The sequence below is a fragment of the Escherichia sp. MOD1-EC5189 genome (genome assembly GCF_002966045.1).
Taxonomy (GTDB): domain Bacteria; phylum Pseudomonadota; class Gammaproteobacteria; order Enterobacterales; family Enterobacteriaceae; genus Escherichia; species Escherichia coli_F.
The window spans coordinates 1-4,076 of the sequence record NZ_PTRX01000063.1; the positions used below are offsets into that span (position 1 = coordinate 1).

General features: G+C 43.1%; 2 protein-coding genes. One reads left to right on the top strand and one right to left on the bottom strand.

What is annotated here, in order from left to right; genetic code table 11:
* A partial coding sequence (eilA, locus tag ATB02_RS25210; protein WP_105272380.1) for a HilA family transcriptional regulator EilA occupies positions 1-1,477 on the top strand: 1,477 nt, incomplete at its 5' end.
* Positions 1,478-1,528: 51 nt separating this feature from the next.
* On the opposite strand, the gene ATB02_RS25215 is transcribed toward eilA, so the two are convergent.
* Positions 1,529-4,076, bottom strand: a 2,548-nt coding sequence (locus ATB02_RS25215; protein ID WP_241957649.1) for an invasin domain 3-containing protein, incomplete at its 5' end; no start/stop codon positions are given.

Here is a 4,076-nt window from a genome sequence, read left to right on the forward strand (position 1 = left end):
AACACGGTGTATTTATGCATTGCGCAAACTTTTGCATGAGAATAAACAGTGTAAGTATATCGAAACGGTCTATGGTCGTGGATACCGTTTTACTGTACCCATTGTGATTGTAACCGATAATGAACCGGTAAAGTCGACTACCACTCTTGCTGTTTTTCCATTTCGTACTGAAGGTTCGATCAATGTTCTAAAACTGCATTACGAACTTGTGCAGGGCCTTTCAAAATATGCTTTTTGTGGTTTAGATATTTTACCTGCCTCGGTAACGAATGAGGCAAGCGATTTTTCTACTATCCATCAGTTTATTAATAAAACAGGCCCAGAATATTACATTATGGGTCAGGTCGTTCACTATGGTAAAAACTGGCGTTTATTTATTGAATTAATTCATGCCAGAACGCATAAGTTGATTGATCATCAAAGTATTGATTTTAACCCCGACAATCCTCTTTCCGTATTATTATCACAAGTAATTAATATTCTTATTGAAAAAATACCCAATATTAATTTTAAATCTATTAATACACAACAAATGCCATCTCTGGATTCTGCTGTTATGTATATGAATGGCAGAATGGAAATGTATCGTTATACACCAGAGAGTTTGAAACGAGCATTAGTAATATTTAGAGATTGTGTGAGTACGCAACCGCAAAATACCTTGCCCTACTGTTGCCTGGCGGAATGCCATATATCATTAGCACTCCTTGGACTCAGTGAACAAAAACAAGCAATAACTACGGCAGTAACCTCCATTGAAAAGGCTCTTGAAATTAACCCTTCAAATTCTCAGGCATTGGGTTTACTGGGTTTAATCAGTGGGCTAAAAGATGAACATTCAGTGTCTAATGTGCTATTTAAGCAAGCACATTTACTCAAACCTAATTCGCCAGACGTTTATTATTATCAGTCTCTGCTATGCTTTTTGAACGGTGACCTTGCAAGAGCATTTAATCTAATAGAAAAAAGCATTGCTCTTGAACCCAATAAAATGGGCATAAGCATTCTTAAATTAATTATACTTTATTACACATCCCCCCTCGATAACGCGATATCTTTTGCATTAAATCTTAACAGTCAAAACACCTGTAATAATCCAATTATTACCTCTATTCTGGCTATGTTCATGGCACTGAAAGGACATAATGACAAAGCCAAAAGTTTATTGCTTAAACTTGAGCCTGAACATGGTCTTGATTACAGCTGTGTTAACTCGCTTTATACGAAGTTTCTGATCTATGGCGCATCTATAAAAAATGACATTATGAAGTTACTGGCAAATATTAACACTAACAAAATCAATGGTGTGATCTTGCCGTTAATTTACACTGTTTATGGTAAGAAAGAATATGAAAAGCGCTGGCAACAATTAGTTAAAGACAATGATTTATGGTCAAATGTTTTGCTTCACGACCCTCGTTTGCTCAATGTAAAAAATGAATTTAATACTATCAGTGCGATGCGTACTTCTGCGTAAGAACGAAGAGAAATTGCCCTGCTGATGCAGGGCAATTTAGTAGTTATTTCGTTAAAAATATCTCACACACAAACCAGAAGACTTTCCTGATCCTGGTGTTGATATACCAGTTTCAGGATTGAATTTCTCGTGAACCCCTATAAGTACAGTACTTGTCCAGTAATCCGTACTGCTAAATGTACTGCCATAAGCTTTCAAATTACCATATTCTCCCCACAACGTACCTACTTTTCGTGGAACTACACCACTACTTGGTCGCTGCGCTAATTCTAAAGATGACGCCACTTGTCCATAGCTATTGCATGATGCATTTATAATATCCCAAGTGTTATTACTGGCAGCACCTAAACTAGTAAACCATTTTTTCATCTTGAATTTGAATACAACATTATTCCCTTTACCGTCTTTTGGTTTCCCGGTAATAGTGATTTCACTATTTAGGGGCAGACTTATTGTGACTTCTCCATTATTGTTAACATTAATACCATAGATGCCTGCCGTCCAATCATAATCTGTATTCTTCATATTATGGGTTAATACTAAGGTGAATTTAGCCCCATCAAATCCTGTTTCAGGAAAACCATCTATCGCCCTGAATATTGCACCATTCACACTCAGAGAATCGACTACTACAAAAGGAAGGATGGTATAGGAAGGTTGCCCGTTTACACGCCAACCGTTAATCTGCAGAAATGAATTTAAGTTCTCTCCTTCTTTGTAGGCCATATAGGTACGCTCATATATGCCATCACCCAAATATATCCATTTAGCCCCTTCTTTCTTCTCCACATTTTGTAAGTACACTGCATTATCCAGCAAATCCAGACCGTTATCCAACGGGTTACCAAAATCATCAGCTAATAAAACACTGACAGGTAAATCCGCCCCAACAACCACAACATCATCTCTTATACGAAGCTGTGAACCATGCGGACTCGCTTCACCCGGTTTAATAGTATAATTATTTGAATAATTGGCATCGCTCCAACCAACCATCTTCAGTTGTGCATTCAAATACACTTCCGCGAAATGCGCCATATACTGTCTTTGATATTGCCCATTGCCGTTGTATATCCAATTATTACCCTGGATAGGATCTGCATTCCTGACTTTTACGTTTTCCTCATTAAGCTGAGCGACACCATCAGTAATAAAGTTACCCTGAGCATCACTAAGTACAACAGTCACCGTTATGCTCTCCCCAGCGATATATACCGTTTTGTCCGTGATAATCGTGGACTGAGTTTTTGCTGCTGCACCTGGTTGTATCCCGTATAGCGCGGAATTAATCTCCGTTGCCCATGTTTTTAATTTCAGACTGGCAACCAAATTTTTCTCGGCAAACCATGCTGTCCAGATCATGGTATATTCACCATTATTCTGTTCGACCCATTGCATCGAATCGGGGACTGCGCCGCCCACCGTAAAATTATCGATATATGATTCGATAACTCCTGATGTCAGCCCTAAAGCCGGGTTACCAAACTCATCCCGCAACGTTACTGTGACAGTTAATGACTCCCCGGCGATATATGTCGTTTTATCTGTCCTGATGGCTGAATTTGTTTGCACCGGAGCGCCACTATGGATGGAATAACTCTCTGATTGTTTACTGCTGCCCCACTCAGGCAAAGTCAACGTCGCGTGGTGAGAGTCTCCTGCCATTTGCGCCGACCATGTAGCAGTATAAACACCGGCGGTTTCAGACCATCCTCCTGAACGTACGGCTCCTTCCACTATTACGTTATCACCAGACAGTAAGGACTCGCCCCCTTCAACCAGGTTACCGTGCGCGTCTTTCAGCGTCACGGCGACGGTTATAGTGTCGCCAGCGGTGTATGCGTTTTTATCCGTGGCGATAGTTGATGTAGCTTGCGCCGGAGAACCGGACTGTATGTCATAGCGATCTGACGTTACACCATCACTCCACGTCTGCAATTGCAGGTTGGCGTGCTGATTGGTACTGGCAATCGTCGCCATACGGGTTGTGGTATACACGCCACCTGATTCAACCCAGCTTCCCGTTTCTGACGGGTCGGTGCCAGCCACCGTAAGCACACCATTAGCGGCTAACTGTGAAGCTGCACCGGTTACCAGATTATCGAACGCATCCCGGAGCGTTACCGTGATGGTGATTGTCTCTCCAACCGTATAGTTCGACTTATTTGTTTCAACGGTTGAAGTGAGCTGCGATGCATCACCCGGTACAAAGGTGACGTTCTGGCTCAGGCTGCTGCTGTTGATGCTGGCGGTGACCGCACTGGTGCCCGCCGTCTGGCTGGTGACACTGATCTCCACCGTGCCGTCCGGCTGCGTGGTGACCGTCGGGGCAACCGTTGCACCGTTGTCCGCCAACACGCTGACTGTCTGCCCGGCAAGCGTATTACCGAATGCATCGGTGACCTTCACCCGCAGCGTGTTCGCCATTGCGCCGTCAGCCACTGAGCCGTCCTTAATAACCACCAGATCCGCGATCCTCGCGGTGCTGACATCCGGGATAAATGTCACATTCTGACTCAGACTGCTGTTGCTGATGCTGGCAGTGACCGTACTGGCTCCGGCGGTCTGGCTGGTGACGGAGATTATCGCCGCGCCGTCC